Below are 24,372 nucleotides of genomic sequence, written 5' to 3' on the forward strand. Positions count from 1 at the left end.
TGGGGCACGATCGAGGAGATCAGCGACCCGCACTACTCGATCGGCAAGTTCTACGACGCCCTCGTCAAGGTCAAGGGCTATGAGTCGATGAAGATCACCGACGCGGCGCAGCGGGTCCAGCGCTCGGCCTTCCCGGGTGCGTACGCCCAGCACGAGGACTACTCCCGAGCCCTCGCCTCGGCGCTCCGCGGCTACAGCCCCGCGAGGTTCACCTGCCAGATCAACCCCGAGGGCAGCGGCACGATCGAGCGTGTCACGGACGACGTCAAGAAGGCATTCGGCGACATCCCGGTCGCGACGCGCGGGGACCGGGCCTCGTACGAGCTGAGCGGCAAGGCCTCCGACGTCAAGGCACGCGGCTGGGCGCTCGCGCACTACCTCGTGGGCAACGCGTCACGCCTGCGGGTCACCGACGTGTCGTTCGGCAACCGGGAGTGGAGCGCCGAGGACTCCGACCAGGGCTGGACGGCGCGCTCGGGCACCGACTCCGACACCGTGCGGGTCTCGACGAACTGAGGTCCCCGCTGGGAGTGACGCTTTTGAGGTACGGCGCGGCGTGTCGCATCAGGAGCGTCACGCTCAGCGGGGACGGCTCAGCTGGTGAACTTCACGTATCTCCACGAGCCGTAGCCGCGGACGTTCATGCTGTCGCTCGAGGATTCGAATCGCATGCGGAATCGCGCACCTGCCGCGGGGCTGCCCGTGAGGACGTATGACGTGTAGGAGAGCGAGTTGAGCCTGATGCAGCTCGACCTCCGGAACGCTGTCCACGTCCCACTGACCAGCTTCTGCGTCCGCGCATACACACACTTGCCGGAGCGGTTGGGGCTGACCGTCACCTTCAGGCGGGGGTCCGTCGACTTGTGGACGTAGAGGTACGACCCCGACGACGCGTATGAACCGCTGAGCGCCTGCGCGAACCGGGGGCTCACCGGGATGACCCGGCTCAGCGAGGCAGCCAGGTGGTCGCCGTCGAGTGGGGTGGAGAGGGTGATCGTGGTGTTTCGGGTCAGGGTGCGCGTGAATCTCGTGGTGCCGGAGTCATCCGGGTTTCTCGGGATCGAGATCGGCTTGTTGCCGTACGGGGTCATCCGGATCTGCTCGTCGGCGATGGTGTCATTCACCGAGGCCTCGATCGCCGCGGAGTCACCGCTGACGTACGCCGATCGATCTGTGTTGATGAACAACCGACGGACGCCGTACCACCGCTGCCCTGCGGTTGCCGGGCCGTAGGTCTCTCCCTGCGCGCTCTGGGCCGTGAGGGTGAGGGGCTGGCGATTGTCGAAGATTCTCTGGAACACATAGGTGCCGTCGGCCGCTGTCGTCACTGTCCCACCGGAGAAGCCCCCGTTGACCCTGAACGAGACCGACGCTCCGCCTATTGCTTCACCCGTGTCTGTCGTCAGACGACCGGTAAACGTCACGAGCTCGTAGTCCGTCGGGAGCTCGGTCGGGCCCGCCAACGTCAGCACGGTTTCGTGCAGGACGGTGAAATAGAAGCTCGTCGAGAGCGGCTGATAGACAGCGTCACCAGGAAAGACCACCTCGATGTCATGTCGTCCGAGGGACACATCCGGCAGCGTCACCGTGAATCGGCCGTAGCTGTCCGTGGTGCTGGCCACTTCCGTCGGTTCGCCCCCGGCGACGCTCTGTCGCACCTTGATGGCGGCGCCCTGTATCGGTGGGTCCAGATAGTCGCGCTTATCCGTGAGCACCCCTTGCACCATCACGTCATTTCCGACGCGGTAGAACTTCGGCCAGTCGGGTGCCGGTTGCAGCATCTCCAGCTCGGCAGTACTGCCATGCACGTCGACGACCCATGACGCTTCGGCAGCCGCATGCTCGCCGTCGCCCTCGAACGTCACGACGTACGTGTACTCCCCGCGCACTTCGTTGATGTAGTCCACGACGCCGAATCGGCCGTCATATGCGGTCGTCCTGGATTCGAGAGCTGTCATGCTTCCGTCCGGCGAACGGCGCGAAACTGAAAGGTTGGCACCTGCCACCGGCTCACCGTTCACAGTCAATTGACCGTAGAGCCGGATCGACCAACCGAAGTCGCCCGTCGACGGTCCCTCAAGCTCCAGCACGGTCGTCTCCGTGGCCGAGGCCGACTGGACCCCGGCCGTCAGGCACAGAGCCACCAGGAGCAGCACGAGCGAGCTGAGAACCACACGTGACCGCGACACAGAACATCTCCTGTCGTTGCAGACACGGAATGCCCCCGGGTCCTACGCGCAACGCCGCAGACTTTACCGGCCGGCGGCCCCCAGCGTGACCGGTTGTCCTGAAATCGCAGCGTTCAGTGGGCCAGGCGCGTGACGGCCTCGGCGACGCGCTCGTCGGTCGCGGTGAACGCCGCACGTACGTACTGCGAGTCGGCGCCGCCGTAGAAGTCGCCGGGCGCCGCGAGGATGCCGCGGTCGGCGAGCCAGTCGATCGTGTCGCGGCACGGCTCACCGCGGGTCATCCAGAGGTAGAGCGCGCCCTCGGAGTGCTCGACCGTGAACCCGGCCGACTCGAACGCCCGGCGCAGGTCGTGGCGCCTGGCGGCGTACGTCTTGCGCTGCACGTTGACGTGCTCGTCGTCGGCGAGGGCCGCGGCCATCGCCGCCTGGATGGGCGTCGGCACCATGAAGCCGAGGTGCTTGCGGACCTCGAGGAGCTCGGTGATGAGCGACTGGTCGCCGGTCACGAACGCGTCGCGGTAGCCCGCGAGGTTGGACCGCTTGGACAGCGAGTGCACGGCGAGGATGCCGTCGAACGAGCCGCCGCAGATGTCGGGGTGGAGCACCGAGTAGGGCGTGCCCTCCCAGGCGAACTCGAGGTAGCACTCGTCCGAGACGACGAGCGTGCCGCGCTCGCGGGCCCAGTCGACGACCTTGCGGAGGTGGTCGGGCGGCAGGATCCGGCCGGTCGGGTTGGCCGGTGAGTTGACGTAGATGATCGCCGGCACGCGCGGACCGAGGGACAGCGTCGAGTCCGTCGCGACGACCTCGCAGCCGGCGTATCGGGCACCGACCTCGTACGTCGGATAGGCCAGCTCGGGCACCACGACCAGGTCGCCCGCGCCGAGGCCGAGCTGGGTCGGGAGGTTGGCGATGAACTCCTTGGAGCCGATCGTCGGGAGCACCTGCACGGGGCTGAGCCCGGACACCTCGAAGCGGCGCTCGATCCAGTCGACGGCCGCCTGGCGCAGGGACTCCGGGCCGAACACTGTCGGATATCCGGGCGCATCGGCCGCGGCGACGAGCGCTTCGCGAGCAACGTCAGGCGTGGGGTCGACCGGCGTACCGATCGACAGGTCGACCAGCCCACCGGGGTGCGCCGCGGCGCGCGCCTTGGCGGCCGCGAGGGTGTCCCAGGGAAAGTCCGGGAACTTCGCCGAGACGTTGCCCCGCGAGCTCATTCCTGGATCTGCGGGGGCAGCGCGGCGATCAGCGGGTGGTCCTTGTCGATCACACCGAGCTTGGCTGCGCCACCGGGCGAGCCGATGTCGTCGAAGAAGTCGACGTTGGCCGTGTAGTAGTCCTTCCACTCCGGCGGCGTGTCGTCCTCGTAGAAGATCGCCTCGACCGGGCAGACCGGCTCGCACGCACCGCAGTCGACGCACTCGTCGGGGTGGATGTAGAGCATGCGGTTGCCCTCGTAGATGCAGTCCACAGGACATTCGTCCACACAAGCGCGGTCCTTGAGGTCCACACACGGCTGGGCGATCACGTACGTCACGAGCATTTCTCCTTCAAGGGGCTGGAACTAGTATCACGCCTCCACCCCGACTCCCACACATGAGGTCCACCTCGTGACATGGAAGGGTTGGAGGCATGACTCTGGACGCCGCCTCCGTGGGGCACCGCATCGTGGTCCGGTACGCCGTGGGCGGCACCGGCCCGTCGGGCGGACCGGCCATGAGCGACGTCATCGGACGCGTGCGAGCAGTCGACGGGACCGCCGTGACGCTCGAGCGCCGCGACGGGCGTACGCAGGTCGTGGCCCTGGCGGACGTCGTGACCTGGAAGCCCGTCTCCGAGCGGCCGCTCCGCAGGCGCAGGGCCCGCGACGTGGACCCCGAGGAGCTGACCCGCATCACGTCGCGGGGCTGGCCGGCGATCGAGTCCGTCGCACTGGGCGAGTGGGAGCTGCGCACGTCGGGGCGGTTCACCGGCCGGGCCAACTCCGTCGCGGTGCACGGCGATCCGGGCCTGCCGTTCGGCGAGGCGCTGGACCGGGTGCTGGAGTTCTACGCATCGCACGACGCGCCGGCGCTCGCCCAGGTCGTCGTGGGGTCGGCCCACGAGCGGGCGTTCATGGACGCCGGCTGGGTGCCGATGTCGGGCTATCACGGCGGAGCCGTCGTGCAGGTCGCCGATCTCGACCCTGCATACGACGCCGATCCCGCCGCCCGCATCGCACCGACGGCCGACGACGACTGGTTGGCCAACTACGGACGGGTCAACGACCCGGTCGTCGCGCGCGCCGTGCTGGAGGGCCCGTCGACCGTCGGCTTCGTCTCGATCGGCACGCCCGCCATCGCGATCGGGCGCATCGTGGTCACCGGCGAGTGGGCCGGGATCGCCGGCGTCGAGGTCGCCCCCGAGCACCGGCGGCAGGGACTGGCCCGCCGGATCGTCGAGACCTCGCTCGCCTGGGCCGTCGAGCGCGGGGCCGACAAGGCGTACCTGCAGACGATGCGCACCAACCACGCGGCGCTCGCGCTCTACCAGCCGTACGGCTTCGTCGACCACCACGACTACCGCTATCTCGAGCCGGGGCCCACAGACTCCGCACAGTGAATCCATGGCGGCCGCGCAGGCTGCGTTCGTACGGTTGAGACATGACTGACGATCACGATGGCCCCCACGAGCACGACCTCGGACTCTCCCACGACCTGCCGGCGCTGCTGAATCGCCGGCGCGCCCTGGGCCTGCTGACCGGCGCCGGCCTCGCCGCCGCCCTGGCCGCGTGCAGCGGCAACGACTCGTCGGGGTCATCAGCCACGTCGACGACGCCGTCATCGGCGTCCCCGTCGGCGTCCGGGACCACCGCCACCGTCGACGGGGAGGTGCCCGAGGAGACCGGCGGGCCGTTTCCCGCAGACGGCTCCAACGGGGTCAACGTGCTGACCGAGAGCGGCGTCGTCCGCAGCGACATCCGCTCGAGCTTCGGTGGCACCAGCACCACCGCCGAAGGGGTCAAGGTGTCGATCGAGCTGACGATCTTCGACATGAACGGCAGTGACGTCGCTCCGTACGAGGGCGCCGCGGTCTACCTGTGGCACTGCGACCGCGAGGGCCGCTACTCGATGTACGACTCGGAGATCGCCGACGAGAACTACCTGCGCGGCGTGCAGGCCGCCGACGCCGACGGCAGGCTGACGTTCACGTCGATCTTCCCGGCGGCCTACCCGGGACGCTGGCCGCACATGCACTTCGAGGTCTACAAGACCGCGGCGGACGCGCAGAAGGCGACCAACAAGCTCCGCACGTCGCAGATCGCGCTGCCGGAGGACGCGTGCAACCTGGTCTACGCGAGCCCCGGCTACGAGGAGAGCGCCGGCACGATGTCGCAGACGTCGCTCGACTCCGACATGGTGTTCAGCGACGGCCATTCGCTGCAGCTGGCGACCGTCACCGGCGACGTCGACGAGGGCATGACGATCAGGCTCAACGTCGCGGTTTGAGGGTGGGCCCTCCACCAGTCGAGGAGTCACCGCACCAGCACTTCGCTGATGGCGCCTTCGGCGCGCTGCGCTCCCGGTAGCTGCGCTCCCTAGTGCGGCCTAACGCTCCCTCGCTGCGCTCGTTCGGTCAGTCCGGCTTCTTGCCGCAGATGACGTGGTCGGCGGCCTGATAGCTCGCCGTGTCGATCTCGGTCTTGACCCGCTTGCCGTCCTTGTAGAACGAGCGGTAGATGTCGATGTCGAAGCCCGGGATCGGAGCCTGTGGCACGCAGCGGTCGGTGTCGTCGTACTGCTTGCCGGGTGTGCGGGCGTTGCGGCGCGCGGACTGACCGGCCTTGATGTCCCACACCTTCGTGCTCCACAGCTCGACGTGCATGATGCCCGCCGACGACGGCGTGCTCTTGACGACGTAGGCGCGGATCAGCACGCCGTACTTGGTCGGGTTCTTGAACCGCAGGTCGAGGCTGCCGAAGTAGATCGTCGCCTCGCGGCCGACCGGGTAGCGGTCGATGTAGAACGCATGCGGGTGGTGCTCGACGTCGTCCATGCCACCGAAGAAACCGGCGTTGTACATCGTCGTCGCGACCTGCGAGACGCCACCACCGAGCTCCTCGCGGAACACGCCGCCGTTGATCACGAACCCGTTGACGAAGCCGTTGGCGGGGGTGCGCTCACCGACGGTGTCGTTGAAGCTGAACGTCTCCCCCGGCTTGAGGATCGTGCCGTTGATCAGCTCGGCGGCGCGGCTCTGGTTGGTGTTGCGGTACTCGGCGTAGGGGAACCGGGTCTCGAAGCTGCTGATCTTCTGCTTGATCTTGAGCGCCTTGGCGTCCTGCGTCGTGAACAGCGGCTCGACGACCTTGGCCTCGACCTCGACCGCCCGCTTCGACCCAGCCTCGGTCAGGGCGGGAAGCAGCTTGACCGCCATCTCCTTGGGCTGCAGGCCGACGCCCGCCTTGCCGGGCTTGATGACGGGCTTGTTGTTCTCGATCTTGACCGTGGCGTCGACGGCCTTCTTGCCGATCCCGGTCGTCGAGTCCGTCAGCGGCCCGGCAAGCTTCTTGGGGTCCAGGTAGGGCTGGAGCTTGTTGTCCTTGACGTGGACGACGAGCGCCGACGCGTACGCCGACACCGGCAGGGACACCTTCTTGTCGCCGACGCGGATCGTGATGGGAGCGCTGACAGCCGGCTCGGCGATGGTCTTCATCGCCTCGTCCAGCCCGCGTGAGTCGACCGCCGGCTCCACGACGGCCGTTGGGACCTTGACCGGCTCATCGCTGACCAGGTAGGCGCCGCGGATCGCATCGGCGGCATCTGCACGCGCGATGACGCGGCCCGCCTTGGGCTCGCGCGCCTTGGGCTTGCCCTTGGGGAAGGTGATCTGCGCTTCGACGACATCGCGATTGACCGTCTCGCCGATCGTGCCGATCGTGCTCTGGAGCTTCTCGTCGTCGACGTCGAGGGCCGGATCGGTCTTGTGATCGCCGAAGAACAGTCCCGCGATGTCGGCGGGATGCCAGCTGCGTTCGCCGCCGGCCTCACTGATCGTGCGGTCGAGGTCGAACGCGAGTCCGGCGGCCTTGGGCTTGACGCGGAACTCGGTCTTGCCGTGGGTCAGCACGATCTCGCGGTCGACATGGGGCGTCAGTGCCTTGTCGACGGCCTCGCGCGCCGCCGAGGGCGACTTGCCGCTGACGTCGACGCCGCCGATCGTGGCGTTGGCCGGCATGCGGCTGCCGGTCAGGAAGTAGCCACCGACGTAGAGGAGGCCCAGCACGAGGACGAGCCCGAGGACGACGCGCCTGCCCCAGTGGGCGGACCCGCCATCACCATCACCGTCATCACCGTCGCCGTCGTCCGAAGCCACCGGCTGCAGGTCGGTGCTGTCGTCGCCGGCGTCGTACGCCACCGGCTCATCCTCGAGCGGAGCAGCGACGACCTCGTCCAGCTCGTCGAGCTCATCGAGCTCGTCCAGCTCATCATCGTCGTACGCCAATGCGCTCTGCTCGTCGAGCGCGGCGTCCTCGCCGGGTTGCAGGTCGTATGCCGGCTCGACATCCGGGACGTCGTCGAGCTCGATCTCCTCGTCGTGCTCGACCATGAGGCCGGGCTCGACGGTGCCGTCGTCCTCGTCGACGAGGCCGGGCTCGGGAGTGTCGTCCGCGGGCACCTCAAGGGGCTCCGCGACGTCGTCCGGAGTGAGGTCCTCGTCAGGCTTGTCGGTCATGTGTTGCTCCCGTAGACGGTCTCTTCGGAGTCAGGCAGGCGCACGATCGTGCCGTAGTGCGAGCGGTAGTAGAGCAGTGGATCGTCGATGTCGTCGCGGACCGCCGCTCCGGTGACCGCGCCGACCAAGATCGTATGGTCACCACCGTCGGTTATGGAAACCGTGGTGCATTCCAGCCAGGCAAGTGACTCGTCGAGGAGCGCGGCCCCCGACTCGCCGCGGTGGAACGCGATGCCCTGCATCTGGTCCTCCAGCGGCCGGCCACGGTGGGCGAACCAGGCGGAGGCCGCAATGCCCTCCTCGGCCAGGATCGAGACGCCCCAGAAGCCCGTCGCGAGGACCGCTTCGTGGAATCGGCTCGTCTTGTGCGAGCACACCAGCACCAGCGGCGGGTCGAGGGAGACCGAGGTGAACGCGCTCGCGGTCATGGCGTGGTCGACGCCGTCCTGGACGGTCGAGACGACCGTGACCCCGCTGGCAAACCGTGCCAGTGCACCGCGAAAGGCGTGCTGGTCCACCGGCGCGGTCATTGCCTCAGCCTAGGAGTGCGGACGACCACGAGGACGATGGCCCCCAGGCAACCGATCGTGAACGACCAGCCGAGCCAGTCCGAGGCCACGAGATAGCTGCCGCCGGGCGAGAACTGCTGAGCCAGCAGCGCGATGCCCCAGCCGAGGCCGAACCACGCGCCGCCCACCGGCGCGACCCGCTCGGCGGCGAGCGCCACCGCGTACGTCGCGATGATCGCCAGCAGGAGACCCCACGGCCATTCGACGCCCTGGACCTGCCAGGTGTGCCGATGGACGAATGCCCCCATGACGCCCACGTACGCCCCGAGGAGGGCGAGTGCTGCGCGCTTCACCCTCAGAGGCCGGCGAACAGGTCTTCCTCGAGACCGTCCGGTCCGACGGGTCCGAGCCGACCCTTGGCGAGGCGGTAGTACTCGGTCCCCCACACCTGCGAACCGGCGTTGTTGGACAGCGCGAAGAACGGCCCGTCGACGGCGATCTGCGAGGCGTGCGCCTTCATGGCGTCCAGCTTGGCCTCGACATGGTCGTCGGCCACGACCTTGGCGTCGAGCTCGTCGTCGGTGGCACCCCACGGCAGGTTGTCGGGGTCCCACCCCTCGAAGCTCGTCTCGTCGCCGGCCTCGCGGAGCCTGCGGATGCCCTCGGCCATCTGCGAACGCGACATGGCACCCCAGTAGACCTTGGGGATGTCCCACGCCTCGCCGAGCTCGGGCCGGTAGGAGCGCACGGCCGCGAGCGACGTCGCGTAGGTCGCGACGCGATGGGCCTGGATGTGGTCGGGATGGCCGTAGCCGCCGAACTCGTCATAAGTCACCAGGACGTGGGGACGCGTCTCGCGGATGATCTCGACCAGCAGGGCGGCCGCGGTCGTGAGGTCGGCGTGCCAGAAGGTGTCGGGGCGGGTCTCGTCGGCGACGGTCGCGCTGCCGTCGTCGGCCCACTTCATGCCGGAGTCGCGGAAGTGGCCGGGGCCGCCCAGGAACCGTTGGTCCGTGACGCCGAGCGCCTTCATCGCCGCCGCGAGCTCCTCGATGCGGTGCGGGCCGAGGCCGTCCTCGCGATGCGCGGCGAGGTGCTCGATCTCGGGGACCAGGATCTCGCCCTCTTCACCGGCCGTGCACGTGACGAGCGTGACCTGGACGCCCTCGGCGGCGTACTTGGCCATCGTCGCGCCGTTGCCGATCGACTCGTCGTCGGGATGGGCATGGACGAGGAGGATCCGCCGGTCGCTCAAGGTCATGCGACAAGGTTACTGACCAGCGCCGACAGGACGTCATCCTGCGCGAGGCCCATCGGCCCCGGGAGGGATGACGTCCCGTGATTGGATCGGGAGCATGACCATCTCGTATCCGCGTCTGGCTGCCCGCACCCTGCGCTTCACCCTCGGCATCCCCCGCAACGTCACGGTGTCGCCCGACGGCCGTACGGTGCGATTCATCCGTACGCCCGACGGCGTCACGCGCACCGGGCAGCTGTGGGAGTACGACGTCGCGACCGGCGCCGAGTCCGTCCTGGTCGATCCCGTCGCGCTGCTGGGTGAGGAGGGCGAGCAGCTGTCCGCCGAGGAGAAGTCCCGCCGCGAGCGCAGCCGCGAGTCCGCCGCGGGACTGGTCGGCTACGACGTCGACGAAACCGGCCGCTGGGCCTGCTTCGCCCTGTCGGGGCGGCTCTGGGCGGTGCACCTGGGCGCCAAGGCCGTGCACCCGCTGCCCAGCGTCGGCGCCGTCATCGACCCACACCTCGACCCGACCGGCCGCCTCATCGCGTACGCCTCGGGCGGTGCGCTCCGGGTCATCGACGTCGGCGGGCGCGACGAGCACGCGATCGTCGAACCCGAGTCGGCGACCGAGGTCTGGGGCCAGGCCGAGTTCATCGCCGCCGAGGAGATGGATCGCCATCGCGGCTTCTGGTGGGCCCCGGACGGTCGTTCGTTGCTCGTCGAGCGCTATGACGATGCGCCCGTGCAGACCTGGCACATCGCGGATCCCGAGCACCCCGAGCGCGAGCCCGTGGCCCAGCGCTACCCCGCCGCCGGCACGTCCAACGCGGAGGTCACGCTGTGGCACGTCGACCTCGACGGCAACCGCACCCAGATCCACTGGGACCTGACGTACGAGTACCTCGGCCGCGTCACCTGGAACCCCCACGGCGACCCGGTGATCCAGGTCCTGAGCCGCGACCAGAAGTCGTCGCAGATCCTCACGGTCGATGTCGCCACCGGGCGCACGAGCGTCGTGCGGGACCTCTCCGACCCGGCGTGGGTCGAGCTGTCGTCGGCGCCGAGGTTCGCACCCGACGGCTCGCTCGTCACGGTCGAGGACGCCGCCGGGTGGCGCCGCGTCCTGCGTGACGGTGCGCCGGTCTCCCCCGACGGCTGGCAGGTCCGCGGCCTCGTCGAGGTGTTCGAGGACTGCGTCGTGACGGCCGCGTCACAGGAGCCGACGGAGGTGCAGATCGTCCGCTTCGGCTTCGACGGCGCCGTCACCGAGATCACGAAGGGTGCGGCTGTCCACGGCGCCGTGATCGGCGGTCCCACGACCGTGATCATCCGATCGGGCCTCGACGCGGTCGGCACGACGGTCGTCGTGCACCGCGAGGACTTCGAGTCGGCGCCCATCAAGGTGCTCGCGGAGCCGGCGCCGCACGAGCCGGTCGTCACGCTCATCGCGGCGGGCGAGCACCAGCTGCGTACGGCCGTCCTCTTCCCGTCCGGCCACCAGCCCGGATCGCGTCGCCTCCCGGTGCTGATGGACCCGTACGGCGGCCCGCACGCCCAGCGGGTGCTGGCGTCGGCGCGCGCGTTCCTCGAGGCCCAGTGGCTCGCCGACCAGGGGTTCTGCGTCATCGTGTCGGACGGTCGTGGCACGCCCGGGCGGGGCCACGCGTGGGAACGCGCCGTGCTGCACGAGCTCGCCACCGTGACGCTCGACGACCAGGTCGCCGCGCTCGGGGCCGTCGCCGAGGCGTACCCGGACGACGTCGACACCACGCGCGTCGGCATCACCGGCTGGTCCTACGGCGGCTACCTCTCGGCGCTCGCGGTGCTCAAGCGGCCCGACGTGTTCCACGCCGCCGTCGCCGGTGCGCCCGTGACCGAGTGGCGGCTCTACGACACCTGCTACACCGAGCGCTACCTCGGCGACCCCCGGACGCAGCCCGAGGTCTACGACCGCAACTCGCTGCTGCCGCTGGCGCCGAACCTCGAGCGGCCGCTCATGCTGATCCACGGGCTCGCCGACGACAACGTCGTCGCGGCGCACACACTCCAGCTGTCGTCCGCCCTGCTCGCGGCCGGCCGCGCGCACACCGTGCTGCCGCTGTCCGGCGTCACCCACATGACGCCGCAGGAGGTCGTCGCCGAGAACCTCAAGCTGCTGCAGGTGCAGTTCCTGAAGGACCACCTGGGAGCGTGAAACTCAGTCCTTGAGGCGCTTGGGCTCTCCCGGGAGCTCCGGAGGGTCCTCCGGCAGACGGTCGTCGCCGGGCAGCCAACCGCCGTACACGTCGACCATCTCGACGACCCGGTCGTCGAACGGCTCGACCAGCAGCACCCACGCACGGTCCTCCCAGTCCTCCTCGCCGGCGAACGCCTCACGCCTCAACGAGGTCGTGTAACCCTCGCTCTCGAGGGCCTTGACGAGCTCCTCCGCGTCGTCGTCGGAGTCGAAGAAAATCCCGCGCATGCGACGTATCGTATGCTGGTCGCCACGCATTCCCCGAGGACAGGTAGCCGGAACGTTGAAGCTCTGAGGTCAGATCCCGCGCAGCAGCCCACAGCGGCCTGCGCACCCATCGACCTCATGGAGCGCACATGCGTGCATCACTTTCTGTCAACGACCTGTTCTTCTCCTGGCCCGACGGCTCGACCGTCCTCGACGGCCTCGACCTCGGCATCGGGGCCGGCCGGCACGGGCTCGTCGGACTCAACGGATCCGGCAAGTCCACCCTGCTGCGGCTGATCGCCGGCGAGCTCGTCCCGCAACGCGGTTCGGTCAGCGTCGACGGCACGGTCGCCTACCTGCCGCAGGACCCGGGAGCCGACCCGACACGAACCGTTTCGGAGGTGCTCGGCATCGCCGAGACCCTCGCGGCACTGGAACGCGTCGAGTCCGGCTCGACCGCGGTCGACGACTTCGACGCGATCGGCGACCGCTGGGACATCGCGGAGCGTACGGAGGCCGAGCTGGCCCGACTCGGGCTCGGTCATCTGAGCCTCGACCGCCCGATCGCCTCGGTGTCCGGTGGAGAGCTCGTCCTGCTCTCCCTCGTCGCACGGCTGCTGACGCGCCCGTCCGTGCTGCTGCTCGACGAGCCGACCAACAACCTCGACTCCGCCGCACGCGAGCGGCTCATCGACATGGTCGCCGGGTGGAAGGGGACGCTGCTCGTCGTGAGCCACGACCGCGAGCTCCTCAACGCGATGGACGACATCGGCTCGTTGCGTGGCGGGGAGGTGCGCTGGTACGGCGGCGGGTTCGACGACTACGAGGCCGCTGTCGCGATCGAGCAGGAGGCGGCCGCGCGGGCCGTACGTGCGGCCGAGGCAGACCTGCGCGCCCAGAAGCGGGACCGCATCGAGGCCGAGTCCGTGCTCGCCACCCGGCGCAAGCAGGGCGAGAAGGCGTGGGCCGAGAAGCGGATGCCCAAGATCGCGATGGGCAACTACAAGCGGAGGGCGCAGGTGTCCGCCGGCAAGCTGCGCGGCATCCACGACGACCGGCTCGAGGATGCCACCGCCCGGCTGACGGAGGCCGAGGAGCTCGTGCACGACGACCGGGAGATCCGGGTGAACCTCCCGGACACCGTCGTGCCGGCCGGCCGCGACGTGCTCACGCTCGAGGGCGTCCGTCCGGCGTACGGCGACCTCACCCTTGACCTCGAGATCCGCGGTCCTGAGCGCATCGGTCTCACGGGTCGCAACGGCACGGGCAAGACGTCGCTGCTGCGCACCGTCACGGGTGAGCTGGATCCGGCGGCCGGCACGGTACGCACGCACGTGCCGATCCGGCACCTCCCGCAGCGGATGGACCTCCTCGACGGGGCACGCACGGTGGCGGAGAACGTCGCCCGGATCGCCCCCGGCGCGACCGAGAACGAGCGACGGGCCCAGCTCGCCCGGTTCCTGATCCGCGGGCGCGCGGCGGACCAACCCGCGTCGACCCTCTCGGGCGGCGAGCGCCTGCGGGCGACACTGGCCTGCCTGCTCCTCGCCGAGCCGGCGCCGCAGCTCCTGCTGCTCGACGAGCCGACCAACAACCTCGACCTGCCGAGCATCCGCCACCTGGTCGAGGCCCTGGAGTCGTATCGCGGCGCGTTCATCGTGGTCAGCCACGACGAGAGGTTCCTCGACGACCTCAGGCTCACCCGGAGGATCGGCGTGTGACCCGACCACCACACTGGTGACATGACCGGGACCAACTGGGCAGGCAACCTGACGTACGGCGCATCGGCCCTCCTCGAGCCGGCCTCGGTCGACGAGCTCTGCGAGATCGTGGCGGCGGCGCCCCGCGCGCGTGCCCTCGGGACCCGGCACTCGTTCAACCGCATCGCCGACACGACCGGCGTGCAGATCTCGACGGCGGCCCTCCCGGCCCTCGTCGAGATCGACCCGGCCGCTCGTGAGGTGACGGTCTCGTCCGGTCTGCGCTACGGCGAGCTGGTCGAGGAGCTCGACCGCGCGGGCTGGGCGTTGCACAACCTGGCCTCACTCCCCCACATCTCGGTCGCCGGGGCGATCGCCACCGGGACGCACGGGTCCGGCGACCACAACGGCAGCCTCGCCAGCTCGGTCGCGGGGCTCGAGCTCGTCACGGCGGACGGCTCGCTGCTGACCGTGCGGCGCGGCGACCCGGACTTCGCCGGCACGGTCGTGTCGCTGGGCTGCCTCGGGGTGGTCACCCAGGTGACGCTCGACATCGTGCCGACGTTCCAGGTCCGGCAGGACGTCTACCAAGGCGTGTCATGGGAGTCGATCGCGGACCACCTCGACGCGATCACCGCCAGCGCGTACAGCGTCAGCATGTTCACCGACTGGGGCGACGCCGGCGCCGGCCAGGCCTGGCTGAAGTCGCGCGCCGACGTCACCCCGCCCGCAGACTTCTTCGGCGCGGCGCCCGCCACCCGCCAGCTGCACCCCCTGCCCGACGAGTCGGCCGAGTTCACGACCCAACAGCTCGGGGCGCCCGGCGCGTGGTGGGACCGCCTGCCGCACTTCCGCCTGGGCTTCACGCCGAGCAACGGCGAGGAGCTGCAGACCGAATACCTCGTGCCACGATTCCACGCGCTCGCCGCGATCGACGCCGTACGCTCGCTCGGCCCCGTCATCCGGCCGCACCTGTTCGTCAGCGAGCTGCGGACCATCGCAGCGGACGAGCTGTGGCTCAGCCCGAGCCATGACGTCGACTGCCTGGCGATCCACTTCACCTGGCGGATGCACGTGCCGGAGGTGACCGCGCTGCTGCCGGCGCTCGACGACGCGCTGGCGCCCTTCGCGGGTCGGCCGCACTGGGGCAAGGTGTTCGAGAGCGACCGTGAGCGGCTCACCGCGGCCTACCCGCGCATCGCCGACTTCCGGGCGCTGGCCGAACGCCTCGACCCGAACGGCAAATTCCGCAACGGCCAGGTCGACGACTGGATCTTCGACTGACGATCAGGCGGTGGACGCCGACCTGATGCGGCGCGACAGCGCGTAGCCCCAGATCGCCGCGAACGCGAACATGAACAGCGAGTAGACCGCGGCCGGGACCGATATCTCGGTGCTGTCGAGGACCTCGACCGCGACATAGATCGCGAGCGTCGCGTTGTGCACGCCGATCTCCATCGACGAGGCGATCGCCTGGCTCTCGACGATGCCGGCGACCTTGGGGATCACGTAGCCCACGACCAGGCTCACGGCACAGAACAGGGCGGCCACGAGCCCCACGTCAGCGAGGTAGTCGCCGACGTTCTCCCGCTGGTCGACCAGGATCGCGATGACCAGGACGGCGAGGATGACGGCCGAGCCGATGCGCACGGGCTTGTCCATGCGGGCGGCGAAGTCGGGTCGCCGTTCCCGCACGAGCATGCCGATCAGGACCGGCACCAGGACGATGGCGAAGACCTCGACGACCTTGAGGAACTGCAGGGACACCGTGTCCTCGCGGTCGTACCACGCGATCGCGAGGTTCGTGATGACCGGCAGCGTGAAGATCGCGATGACCGAGTTGATCGCCGTCAGCGTCACGTTGAGCGCGACATCGCCGTGGAACAGGTGGCTGAACAGGTTGGCGCTCGTGCCGCCGGGCGACGCCGCCAGCAGCATCATGCCGATGCCCAGCAGGGCCGGCAGGTCGAACAGCAGGACCAGTCCGAAGCACACCGCCGGCAGCAGGATCAGCTGGCACGCCAGCGCGACGACGACGGCCCGAGGGTGCTGGCCGACCCGTCGGAAGTCGTCGGGAGTCAGCGACAGGCCGAGACCGAACATGATGATGCCGAGCGCCAGCGGGAGGCCGACGGTGCTGAGGGCGGAGTCCATGCCTCACCCTAGACGTGGGACAGGTCAGCTCAGGCGAGCTCGAAGTCGTCGTAGTCGAACCCCGGCGACACCAGGCAGCTGACGAGGGCATCGTCCTCGGACGGACGCGTACGCTGCCACACCCCCGCGGGCACCAGGACCTGCGGCAGCTCGCCGGCGTCGAGGTCGAGGCCGACGACGTGCGCCTCACAGATGCCCGGTTGCGCGTCGAATCCGCCGAGCTCGACGACGACCGCGCCGTCGTGCGCGAGCCACAGCTCGTCGGATGCCACCCGGTGCCACGCCGATGCCTCGCCGGCCGCCAACAGGAAGTAGATCAACGTCGCCGTGGGACGGACGCGACCGTCGGCGAGCGTGACCGCGACGGGCGAGGCCCAGGTCTGCCGGAACCAGCCGCCCTCGGGGTGCGGCTCGAGGTCCAGCGCCTCTGCCAACGCCGGTCGCGTCACAGCGCGGCCTCGATCGCGGGTATGCGCTCCCGGAACGCCGCGACCCGGTCGCGGGTGCGCTGCGGCTCACCGACCTTGCCGAGGTTGACGAACCCCTCGTCGCCGCGGGCCTGACCGGCCTCGATGCGGTCGCTCGCCGCCGTCATGCGCTCGACGACCGCCTCGAGCACCGTCATCGGGCCCCACTCGCCATACGCGTCGACGAGCAGGTCGAGACGCCGCACGACGTCCTCGACCGGGATCTCGCGATAGAGCGGGATGCCGGTCCAGGCCAGGAAGGCGAGGTCCTCGATCGGACGTCCCGGACCGGCCATGTCCCAGTCGATCATCGCGACGAAGTGGCCACTCTGGATGATCCAGTTGTACGCGCCGGGGTCGTGGTGGCAGATGATCTCGTCGTCGGCGAGCTCGGCCTCGCCGCCACGCCAGCGGCGTACGCCCTCGGGCCGGTAGCCCTCGACGAGGTCATGGAAGTCGCGCAGCCAGGCGACCGCCTCGGCCAGCACGTTGTCGAGCACGATCTCCTTGTCGACCGGCACCCCGCGACCCTCGACGTACTCCAGGACCTCGCGCCCGTCCTCGTCGACACCGTGCAGCTCGGGTATGCCGCGCAGGCCGTTGTCGTGCAGGTAGGTCAGCAGCTCATGGACCGCCGGGGTCCACGGACCGGTGGGACGACGCACGGTCCGTCCGACGCGCGTCGCACCGCCCACCGCGCCGGGCAGGTGCTCAGGCTCTGTGTCGTCACGTGGCACCCTTTCATCGTGGCACATTCTCACTCGCACACCGTGGTCGACCACGGACCTCCTCGGCGAGGCCTCGCCGTCACCCTCACCGTCATCGTCCTTGCGATCGCCGCCCTGGCCCTCGCCGCGATGGTCGCCCTGTGGCCCGACTCCAGCAAGGTCGCGCACGACATGAATCCCTATGGCGGACAGGGTGTCACCACGGTCGGCGCCAAGGTCACCGGCGTCGACCCGTTCGACTGCAACAGCGGCGGCGAGGGCCCCGACGGCATGCCGCAGGTCAGGGGCGACTGCGCCCACATCACCGCCACGGTCGACGAGGGCACCGCGACGTTCGACCTCGACGCGGCACGCTACAAGGCCGGCATCAAGCCGGGCGACGAGGTCAACATCCTGCGCATCGCGCCCGAGGGGCAGGCAGTCTCGTACGAGTTCCTGGACTTCCGCCGCGGGGTGCCGCTCACGGCGCTCGCCGTGATGTTCTCGGTCCTCGTGGTGCTCGTGGCCAGGTGGCGCGGCCTGTTCGCCCTCGTCGGCATCGCGGTGACGATGCTGGCCCTGACCAAGTTCGTCCTCCCGGCGTTCCTCGCCGGTGAGTCACCGCTGCCCGTCGCGATCGTCGGCTCGACCGTCATCATGATCGCCGTGCTCTACCTCGCGCACGGGGTCTCCATACGCACGACGTCGGCGTTGTTCGGCACGCTGGTCGGGATCGCGTTGACCGGGGTGATGGGGCTCGGCGCCACCGCCTGGACGAGCCTGACCGGCGTCAGCTCGGAGGACGACCAGCGTCTGATCGCCACCGCCCCCGACATCAACCTGTCCGGTGTCGTCGCTGCGACGATGGTCATCGCCGGGCTGGGTGTGCTCAACGACGTCACGGTCACGCAGGCCAGCGCCGTGTGGGAGCTGCGCGCGCTGCAGCCGGCGATGCGCGCCGGCTCCCTGTTCGCGTCGGCGATGCGCATCGGCCGCGACCACATCGCCTCGAGCGTCTACACCCTGGTGTTCGCGTATGCCGGCTCGGCCATGACGATCCTGCTGCTGATCACCGCCTATCAGCAGAGTCTCGGCACGATGGCGACGACCGAGGAGATCGGCACCGAGATCGTGCGCACGCTCGTCGGCGCGATCGGGCTCGTCCTGGCCGTGCCGATCACGACGGCGTTCGCGGTGCTGCTCGCGCCGAAGGGTCGTGACGTCGAGCCTGACGATGCCTACGTCCCCGCACCACCGCGAGGCGGCAGTCACGCGGGGCCCGCCGGCGCCTGACGCTCATGGAGCGCCGGCCGGAGCCATCAAGTCGGGCGGATCGGTAGAGAACTAGGTCCCCATTATCGGGGACCTCCGACCAGGCCGCGACAGGTTATCGCAACATACGTTCTCCTGCATGCAGCGTCCCGCTCGAGGGCGGCTGCGTCTCGGGGGCACGACATGCAGGTCAGACGCATCATCCGCCGGCCGTTCACCGTCATCCTCGCGGCCGCGTTGGGCGCCATCACGCTGGTCGCGGCTCCGGCCGCGCAAGCCTCGTCGACCACGCTGTGCACCGGGTCGATCTCCTGCCTCCTGGCAGGGCGGAGCGACGCCGGGTACGGCCTCCTGTCCTTCATCTCGTACTGGAACCAGACTCCGGGCCACAACTGCACCAACTACGCGGCATACCGGCTGTCGCACGGCGGCCGCCTCGTTGCCCGCCCTCCCGGCACCGGCGGCGCCGCGACGTGGGGTGTCGCGGCGCGGGCGGCGGGCGTACCGGTCAACGACAGCCCGACCGTGGGAGCGATCGCCTGGTGGCCGGCCAGCGCGTCGTCGCCGTCGGGTCACGTCGCGTACGTCGAGCAGGTGATGTCCGACGGATCGGTCCTGGTCTCCGAGGACAACCTCAACGGCGACTTCCGGTGGCGCCACATGACCCGCGGCACCGGATGGCCGTCGGGCTTCATCCACTACCCGAGGTCGAACGGGTCCCCGTCGGGGGTCTTCACCTCGGTCAGCGCAGCCGTCGCGGGGCAGATCGACTTCTGGGGCACCTCCAGCGACCCGGACGGCGGCAGCCTCCTCAGCCCGTCGTATCTCGTGACCCTCGGCGGGCCGCGCGGCGCAGCCGGCATCGAGTCCTTCACGTTCAGCACGGCGTACTTCACGTTCCACCGCATCAAGGCCGTCGCGACGCGTGGGAGCACCACGATGTACCTGTACGCCCTCAACACACCGCTCACGGCGGGCAGCGACGTCCTGCTCGGCAGCCGTCCGGTGACGATCAGGAGCACCTCCAGGACCACGGCGAGCTTCGTGGACCCAACCATCACCGCGGCGACGACACCCCGGATGCGCGTGACCCTGGCGCCGACCGCCGGATACGGCCGCGTCGACATCACGCGGGGATCAACCGTGCTCAGGTCCATCGTGTTCGAGCCGGGCGGGGTGCGGACGTTCACCCTCAATCTGCCGAGGCAGGCACGAGGCACCCACACGATCTATGCCCGCTACCGCGGCTCCACTCGCCACCTGCCCAGCCACGCGCGCGTGAGCCTGGCGGTGCGTTGATGATCGAGATCCCGCGCCCGCTGCCTCAGCCGGGATCGGCGTCGCCATTCGATCCGCTGCTCGCACTGCGACGGGCCATCGCGACCGAGCTGGCCGTCATGGCGTTCGAGGCGAAGCGCCGCACCTGAGCTCACTTGCGGGGAACCTCCTCACCACCCCTCCGACCGCCCAAGGCGGCACGGCAACAGGGGCCTCGGCCCCCAATCCGGGATCCAGATGAGCAGCCACCAGGAGCGGGCGGCACTGAGATACATCTCCCATTGCCGCATGTCGGCTTGAGTCTCTGCATGCACACGGGTACATGTGGGTAAGTACGTGTTCGCCTCAAGCAGTTGGGCCGGTCCTCCCCGGATCGTCACCAGCTTCCCCCTGCCGAGGAATGATTCCATGATCGACCTTGTCATCCGTCCGCTGGCCGGACTACTGCTGTGCGCACTGTTCGTGGCCCTGCTCCTGTCCCTCCCGACCGTCATCCGCCACTCCCGCGCTTGGGTGGCGCAGATCCGTCAGGGCAACCTGCCTGCACCCGTGCTGAGCCTCATCAGGCAGCGTGAGGAGCCCGTGGAAGCGCGCGAGTCCGAGTCCGAGCGCAAGGCGTCCTGAGCTCAGCGTCGAACGGCGTTGCCTGAGTAGACGTACGTCCAAGGTCGCGCGACCTTGGGCCCCGGCAGGTAGCGCTCCTCCAGCTCGACGATCTCGAATCCGGCCGAGCTGATGAGGCGCGGGATGTCGCGGGAGAGGTGGCACCCACCGGCGACCGCCTTCTGGACCGGCTCCATCCGCCGCTGCCAGCGCACGACACCCGGCTGGGGGGCCAGTCCGTGCTCGAGGAACGCGAACGTGCCGCCGGGGCGGAGCACCCGATGGAGCTCGGTCAACGCCAGCTCGACGTCGGGGATCGTGCACATCGTGAATGTCGACAGGGCCGTGTCGAAGGACCCGGCGGGCTCGGCGAGCGCCTGACCGTCGAGGCCGGACCGGGTGATCGGCGTACGCGATTCGCGTCGTCGATCGGCCGACATCCGCCACGCCGTGTCGGACGGCTCGACCGCTGCCACCGACTCGACGGCCTCGGGATACAGCTCGGTGTTCAGGCCCGAGCCGAACCCGATCTCGACGACCTGACCGCTCAACAGCGCGCAGACGCGCTCACGCTCGCGCATCACGTCGTCCGTCGACAGCGCCCTGTCCACGAGGTGCGGCACGATTCGTTCGCTCCAGAAGGCCATGCTCGATCGTAGGCGCCGACGATCACGGCGCTCCGGCGGACTCGAGGTGCACCAGGGTGACCGTCTCCGGGCGCCTCCGCGGCATCCAGAAGCCATGCGTGGCCAGGGATTGCCCCAGCACCTCGCGCCCCTGGGTCGGGCCTTCGAGAGGTAGCGGCGAGGACGCGCTCACGGCCGTGGGGTCCGCCGGTCCCTCCCAGGTGAGCCGGTACGTCGCCGCGGGATCAAGTCCCGGCACCCGCACTGCGACGCCCCGGTTGTGCGCCGACTCGTCGAGCTGCACGTGTGCGACGAGCGCCTGCCGACGATCAGCAGCCACGACGCCGTGCAGCTGCACGGCGGGATCCGATGAGTCCGGGCGGACGACGCGGCCCGAGTGCAGCAAGCCCCGGAAGCGACGGTGGCGAGCCACCCAGTCAGCAAGCCGGTCGAGCTCCTCGTCGCTGGCGGTCATCAGGTCCCACTCGATCCCGAATGACCCGAACAGCGCGGTCGCGGCGCGGAAGTCCAGCGGCAGCGTCCGTCCGGTCGTGTGCGACGTACGCGACGAGACGTGCGCACCGACGTACTCCGGTGCCAGGAGCTGTGTGGTCCAGCGCTGGATCTGCTGACGGGCCAACGCATCGGTCATGTCAGAGGTCCACACGCGCTGGACGCGCTCCAACACCCCGAGGTCCACCCGCCCTCCCCCGGAGGCACACGACTCCCAGGCGATGTCGGGATGCGCAGCCCGCAGCGCATCGAGCAGGGTGTAGAAGCCAACCGTCTGTTCGTGTACGGCAGGCGCCCCGAACCGGCGGGCCGTTCCGGCCTCCAGCAGATCGCGGTTGTGGTCCCACTTGACGTAGTCGACCGGGTGCGCGGAGAGGATCGCGCTCACCCGCTCGAAGAGGTAGTCCCGCACCTCGGGGCGGGACAGGTCCAGGACGAGCTGGTTGCGCTGCAGCAGAGGAACTCGCGGACCGCTCGAGAGGATCCAGTCGGGGTGACTCCGGTAGAGGTCCGAGTCGGGGTTGACCATCTCCGGCTCGAACCAGAGCCCGAACTCGAGCCCCAGGGAGCGCACGTGGTCCACCAAGGGAGTGAGGCCATCGGGCCAGACCTCCTCGTCGACCCACCAGTCGCCCAGCCCGGCCGTGTCGTCGCGCCGATGGCGGAACCACCCGTCGTCGAGGACGAAACGCTCGACGCCGACCCGGGCAGCGCGATCGGCGATGCCACGGAGGCGATCCAGGTCGTGGTCGAAGTACACGGCCTCCCACACGTTGAGCACGACGGGCTGGGTTCCGGGATGGGCGTCGAGCGAGCGCTGGTACGCGTGCCAGACCGCAGCCAGCCCGTCGAGGCCGTCGTCGGCAGCGGCGAAGAACACCCACGGGGTCGCATAGCTCTCGCCCTGCGCCAGGCACACCTCGCCCGGCTGGAGGAGCTCACCGCCGCCGACCGTGGCGCCGGTGGCGGCGTCCCGTTCGACGCGCAGAATCGAGTCACCGCTCCACGCGACGTGGACACCGAGAACCTCGCCCTGGGTCGGCGAGAAGTTCGGAGTGCCGAGCACGACCATCGTCGCGGCGCCGAGTCCTGGTCGGCCGCCGCGGCTCTCGCGCAGCCACAGCCCGTCGGTGACGCTGTGGCGTTGGGGCGTGCGCTCACGCTCGTGCCGGCCGGTGAAGTCCAGCGCCTCCACGTGGTGGTCGGCGACCGGGAGCACCACCTCGAGCCCGGTCACCAGATAGGAGCCCGGGGCGGTGTTGCTGACGGTGCAGCGCCCGCGCAGCGCACCCCCGGCCAGTGACTCGAACTCGGCCACGAGCTCCAGCCCGGCATCCGCGTCGGAGGCCGTCACGGTGAGCCGGGTGTCGCTCAGGTCCAGCGAGTCCTGGACGAACCGCGTCGACCAACCCTGCCCGGTCGCCACCACGTCGGCGCCCGCCACCACTCGGTGACCGCGTAGATGCGGCCGGGTGTAGAGGCGGTGGGCGTGCTCGCCGAGCAGCGGCATGCCGGGCCCGTTCGGCAGGAGCGGGAACGCGTTGCCGGAGACATCCCGGCCGTCATCCAGTCCGGCCCAGAAGACGACCGGGAACCCGTCGTCCCGGGTCGCGAGCTCAATGCGGGTGCAGGGCCCGGTCCGGGTTGTCGGTGGGAAGAGCATGGGGAAGCTGACTCCTGTGATGGATGGTCGAGAGTGCCCGAACCGCCAATGGCAGTCCGGGCACTCGTCGCGGAGGGAAGAGGGCTCAGCCCTTGACGGCGCCGGCCGTCATCCCGCGGATGAAGAACCGCTGCAGGCTGAGGAAGACCAGGATCGGCAGGATCATCGTGATGAAGCCGCCTGCCGTGGTGAGCTCCCAGCCCTGCCCGAGCTGGGTCTTGAGGTGGGTCAGGCCGACCGTGACGGGCTCGTTCTCACCCGGCCCGATGAAGACCAGCGCGACCAGCAGGTCGTTCCACACCCACAGGAACTGGAAGATCGCGAACGACGCGAGGGCCGGCACCGACATGGGCAGCACCAGCCGGAAGAACGTCTGGTAGTGGCTGGCGCCGTCGATCTTCGCCGACTCGATCACGGTCTTGGGCAACGTCGCCATGTAGTTGCGCAGGATGTAGATCGCCAAGGACATGCCGAAGCCGATGTGCGCCAACCAGACGGACGCGAACGTACCGTTCAGGCCCAGCTCGCGGTAGAGCTTCAGGATGGGGACGAACGCGACGTAGTTGGGCACCACCAGCAGGCTCACGACGGTCAGGAACAGGACATCGCGGCCCTTGAACTCCATGAACGTGAATGCGTACGCCGCGAACGCCGCGATCAGGATCGGAATGATCGTCGCCGGCAAGGAGATGGCGAGGCTGTTGATGAACGCCCGGCCCATGTGGGCATTGCCCGTCAGTGCGTTGTCGTAGTTCTCCAACGTGAGGCGGTTGAGGGTGGACGGGTTGGTGAAGACGGTCCACCAGCCGCTGCTGTTGACGTCGTCCAGCGACCGGAACGACGTGACGAACGTGCCGAGCAACGGCACGATCCACGCGGCGCAGAGCCCGATCAGCACGGCCTTGGTGGCCCAGCCGGCCTTGGCCGGGTTGGGGTCGAACTTCGCGGCCCTGCGGAGCTTTCGCGCGCCCGGCCTGGTTGTGACGGTGTCCGGTGTCTTGGTCGTGACGGTCATGCGCCTGCCTCCTCGGCCTTGAAGTGTCGGACCTGGTACCACATGACCGGGATCACGGCGATCATGAGGATGACGACGATGGCCGACGCGGCGCCGTAGTTGAGGAACGTGCTGATGTTGTTGTAGAAGAGGTTGCCCAGCACGTTGGTGTTGAAGTCACCGTTGGTGTTGACGTAGACGATGTCGAACACCTTCATCACGCCGATGGTCACCGTGATGAAGACCGTGATGATCGTGCCCTTGATCTGCGGCACGATGATCCGTCCGAAGATCTG

23 protein-coding genes and 2 pseudogenes are annotated in these 24,372 nt (G+C 69.3%); 10 read left to right on the top strand and 15 right to left on the bottom strand.

The genetic code is table 11. The features are described from left to right. Nucleotides 1-516, top strand: a pseudogene (locus V6M46_RS05745) (hypothetical protein); the annotation flags it as partial. A gap of 77 nt (nucleotides 517-593) precedes the next feature. Here V6M46_RS05745 and V6M46_RS05750 read toward each other — a convergent pair. The 3 genes from V6M46_RS05750 to fdxA form a co-directional block, all read right to left on the bottom strand. Next, entirely contained in the window at nucleotides 594-1,958 is a 1,365-nt protein-coding gene (locus V6M46_RS05750; protein ID WP_332662821.1) for a carboxypeptidase-like regulatory domain-containing protein, read from the bottom strand. Nucleotides 1,959-2,302: 344 nt separating this feature from the next. Next, a complete protein-coding gene (gene dapC / locus V6M46_RS05755; protein ID WP_332662822.1) occupies nucleotides 2,303-3,409 on the bottom strand; it encodes a succinyldiaminopimelate transaminase in 1,107 nt (368 codons plus the stop codon). Continuing rightward, a complete protein-coding gene (fdxA, locus tag V6M46_RS05760) occupies nucleotides 3,406-3,729 on the bottom strand; it encodes a ferredoxin (RefSeq protein ID WP_332662823.1) in 324 nt (107 codons plus the stop codon). Before fdxA ends, dapC begins: the two co-directional genes overlap by 4 nt. A 95-nt stretch (nucleotides 3,730-3,824) precedes the next feature. On the opposite strand from fdxA, the gene V6M46_RS05765 reads away from it, so the two are divergent. Then, nucleotides 3,825-4,793 carry a GNAT family N-acetyltransferase gene (locus tag V6M46_RS05765; protein WP_332662824.1) on the top strand — a complete coding sequence of 323 codons (969 nt, stop codon included), beginning with the start codon at nucleotides 3,825-3,827 and terminating at the stop codon, nucleotides 4,791-4,793. A gap of 41 nt (nucleotides 4,794-4,834) precedes the next feature. Further along, nucleotides 4,835-5,680: a dioxygenase family protein gene (locus V6M46_RS05770; protein ID WP_332662825.1), complete on the top strand. Its 846-nt coding sequence runs from the start codon at nucleotides 4,835-4,837 to the stop codon at nucleotides 5,678-5,680. 127 nt (nucleotides 5,681-5,807) lie between these two features. Here the strand turns inward: V6M46_RS05770 and V6M46_RS05775 are convergent, their stop codons facing one another. Genes V6M46_RS05775 through mshB form a run of 4 tightly spaced genes read right to left on the bottom strand, consistent with a single transcriptional unit; the run spans nucleotide 5,808 to nucleotide 9,677 of the window. After that, a complete protein-coding gene (locus V6M46_RS05775) occupies nucleotides 5,808-7,907 on the bottom strand; it encodes a VanW family protein (protein WP_332662826.1) in 2,100 nt (699 codons plus the stop codon). After that, nucleotides 7,904-8,437, bottom strand: coding sequence for a flavin reductase family protein (locus V6M46_RS05780; protein ID WP_332662827.1), 534 nt, complete (start codon nucleotides 8,435-8,437; stop codon nucleotides 7,904-7,906). The genes V6M46_RS05775 and V6M46_RS05780 overlap by 4 nt, the downstream gene beginning before the upstream one ends. Beyond that, a complete protein-coding gene (locus V6M46_RS05785) occupies nucleotides 8,434-8,769 on the bottom strand; it encodes a hypothetical protein (RefSeq protein WP_332662828.1) in 336 nt (111 codons plus the stop codon). Before V6M46_RS05785 ends, V6M46_RS05780 begins: the two co-directional genes overlap by 4 nt. 2 nt (nucleotides 8,770-8,771) lie before the next feature. Continuing rightward, complete coding sequence (gene mshB, locus V6M46_RS05790) at nucleotides 8,772-9,677, bottom strand: N-acetyl-1-D-myo-inositol-2-amino-2-deoxy-alpha-D-glucopyranoside deacetylase (RefSeq protein WP_332662829.1); 906 nt, start codon at nucleotides 9,675-9,677, stop codon at nucleotides 8,772-8,774. 94 nt (nucleotides 9,678-9,771) lie between these two features. Here mshB and V6M46_RS05795 point away from each other — a divergent pair, with 94 nt between their 5' ends. Beyond that, nucleotides 9,772-11,850: a S9 family peptidase gene (locus V6M46_RS05795; RefSeq protein ID WP_332662830.1), complete on the top strand. Its 2,079-nt coding sequence runs from the start codon at nucleotides 9,772-9,774 to the stop codon at nucleotides 11,848-11,850. Nucleotides 11,851-11,853: 3 nt separating this feature from the next. On the opposite strand, the gene V6M46_RS05800 is transcribed toward V6M46_RS05795, so the two are convergent. Continuing rightward, complete coding sequence (locus V6M46_RS05800; RefSeq protein WP_332662831.1) at nucleotides 11,854-12,120, bottom strand: hypothetical protein; 267 nt, start codon at nucleotides 12,118-12,120, stop codon at nucleotides 11,854-11,856. 128 nt (nucleotides 12,121-12,248) lie between these two features. Here V6M46_RS05800 and V6M46_RS05805 point away from each other — a divergent pair, with 128 nt between their 5' ends. Further along, a complete protein-coding gene (locus V6M46_RS05805) occupies nucleotides 12,249-13,820 on the top strand; it encodes an ABC-F family ATP-binding cassette domain-containing protein (RefSeq protein ID WP_332662832.1) in 1,572 nt (523 codons plus the stop codon). Nucleotides 13,821-13,841: 21 nt separating this feature from the next. Continuing rightward, on the top strand, nucleotides 13,842-15,083 hold the full coding sequence (locus V6M46_RS05810) for an FAD-binding protein (RefSeq protein WP_332662833.1): 1,242 nt from the start codon (nucleotides 13,842-13,844) through the stop codon (nucleotides 15,081-15,083). 3 nt (nucleotides 15,084-15,086) lie between these two features. On the opposite strand, the gene V6M46_RS05815 is transcribed toward V6M46_RS05810, so the two are convergent. From V6M46_RS05815 to V6M46_RS05825, 3 genes are read right to left on the bottom strand one after another with little or no spacing between them, the layout of a single operon-like run. Further along, complete coding sequence (locus tag V6M46_RS05815; RefSeq protein ID WP_332662834.1) at nucleotides 15,087-15,953, bottom strand: bile acid:sodium symporter family protein; 867 nt, start codon at nucleotides 15,951-15,953, stop codon at nucleotides 15,087-15,089. A gap of 29 nt (nucleotides 15,954-15,982) precedes the next feature. Continuing rightward, nucleotides 15,983-16,402, bottom strand: coding sequence for a cupin domain-containing protein (locus V6M46_RS05820; RefSeq protein WP_332662835.1), 420 nt, complete (start codon nucleotides 16,400-16,402; stop codon nucleotides 15,983-15,985). Continuing rightward, on the bottom strand, nucleotides 16,399-17,157 hold the full coding sequence (locus V6M46_RS05825) for a phosphotransferase (protein WP_332662836.1): 759 nt from the start codon (nucleotides 17,155-17,157) through the stop codon (nucleotides 16,399-16,401). The genes V6M46_RS05820 and V6M46_RS05825 overlap by 4 nt, the downstream gene beginning before the upstream one ends. Nucleotides 17,158-17,166: 9 nt before the next feature. Here V6M46_RS05825 and V6M46_RS05830 point away from each other — a divergent pair, with 9 nt between their 5' ends. From V6M46_RS05830 to V6M46_RS05845, 4 genes are all read left to right on the top strand, one after another. Beyond that, nucleotides 17,167-18,420 (top strand): YibE/F family protein, encoded by a 1,254-nt coding sequence (locus V6M46_RS05830; protein WP_332662837.1) that lies wholly within the window; start codon nucleotides 17,167-17,169, stop codon nucleotides 18,418-18,420. A gap of 162 nt (nucleotides 18,421-18,582) precedes the next feature. Beyond that, nucleotides 18,583-19,698 (top strand): CHAP domain-containing protein, encoded by a 1,116-nt coding sequence (locus tag V6M46_RS05835; RefSeq protein WP_332662838.1) that lies wholly within the window; start codon nucleotides 18,583-18,585, stop codon nucleotides 19,696-19,698. Continuing rightward, nucleotides 19,698-19,826, top strand: coding sequence for a hypothetical protein (locus V6M46_RS05840; protein ID WP_332662839.1), 129 nt, complete (start codon nucleotides 19,698-19,700; stop codon nucleotides 19,824-19,826). The genes V6M46_RS05835 and V6M46_RS05840 overlap by 1 nt, the downstream gene beginning before the upstream one ends. A 259-nt stretch (nucleotides 19,827-20,085) precedes the next feature. After that, nucleotides 20,086-20,301 carry a hypothetical protein gene (locus V6M46_RS05845; RefSeq protein ID WP_332662840.1) on the top strand — a complete coding sequence of 72 codons (216 nt, stop codon included), beginning with the start codon at nucleotides 20,086-20,088 and terminating at the stop codon, nucleotides 20,299-20,301. A gap of 2 nt (nucleotides 20,302-20,303) precedes the next feature. Here the strand turns inward: V6M46_RS05845 and V6M46_RS05850 are convergent, their stop codons facing one another. The 4 genes and pseudogenes from V6M46_RS05850 to V6M46_RS05865 form a co-directional block, all read right to left on the bottom strand. Continuing rightward, on the bottom strand, nucleotides 20,304-20,927 hold the full coding sequence (locus V6M46_RS05850) for a class I SAM-dependent methyltransferase (protein WP_332662841.1): 624 nt from the start codon (nucleotides 20,925-20,927) through the stop codon (nucleotides 20,304-20,306). A gap of 22 nt (nucleotides 20,928-20,949) precedes the next feature. Then, nucleotides 20,950-23,082 carry an alpha-galactosidase gene (locus tag V6M46_RS05855; protein WP_332662842.1) on the bottom strand — a complete coding sequence of 711 codons (2,133 nt, stop codon included), beginning with the start codon at nucleotides 23,080-23,082 and terminating at the stop codon, nucleotides 20,950-20,952. A gap of 85 nt (nucleotides 23,083-23,167) precedes the next feature. Further along, nucleotides 23,168-24,097, bottom strand: coding sequence for a carbohydrate ABC transporter permease (locus tag V6M46_RS05860; protein ID WP_332662843.1), 930 nt, complete (start codon nucleotides 24,095-24,097; stop codon nucleotides 23,168-23,170). Further along, nucleotides 24,094-24,372: pseudogene (locus V6M46_RS05865) on the bottom strand (sugar ABC transporter permease); the annotation flags it as partial. The gene V6M46_RS05860 and the pseudogene V6M46_RS05865, both read right to left, overlap by 4 nt.

It is taken from the genome of Aeromicrobium sp. (assembly GCF_036676885.1).
GTDB lineage: Bacteria > Actinomycetota > Actinomycetes > Propionibacteriales > Nocardioidaceae > Aeromicrobium.